The organism is Cupriavidus sp. GW821-FHT02F09 (assembly GCF_059421605.1).
On sequence record NZ_JBWKVH010000122.1, the window covers coordinates 1 to 553 of the forward strand.

At 57.0% G+C, this 553-nt stretch carries 1 protein-coding gene; it reads left to right on the forward strand.

Translation table 11 applies throughout. From position 1 onward, the window contains the following. A partial coding sequence (locus tag AC07XB_RS39065) for a spermine/spermidine synthase domain-containing protein (protein ID WP_492833308.1) occupies nt 1-553 on the forward strand: 553 nt, incomplete at both ends.

Genomic DNA, 553 nt, shown 5'->3' on the forward strand with positions numbered 1-553 from the left:
GGATCGTTGCTCAAATATTGCTATCGGCATCTTCCGAACACAAAGGTGGTTGCTATCGAAATCGATCCGGCGGTGATTGCACTGCGCGATACGTTTCACATTCCTCCCGACGATGAACGGCTCGAGGTGGTTTGTGCGGATGGCGCCGAATATGTCAAGAATCAGGAAGCGCGGCCGGAAGTCATACTGGTGGATGGTTTTCTCGTTCATGGCATGCCGAGACAATTGGGCAGCGCGGACTTCTACGCGGCGTGCCACGCGCGGCTCGCCGACGATGGGGTATTGGTCGCGAACTTCCTCGACAGCGATTCGGATATCCCTTCCTATCTGGACGAAGTACGTTCGGTGTTTGGCGACTCATTTTCCATTTCCCTGTCTGAGGACAGTTGCAACTACACGCTTATCGCTTGGAAGGGCGCACGGGCACTTCCCTCCCTGGACGAACTGCTGATGCGCGCGCGCATTCTGGAAACTGCGCATCCCCTGAAACTGCGATCGGCCGCGCGTCGCCTGAAACAGGGAAAACGGCTCGCGTCGGATCACACCTTCTGGC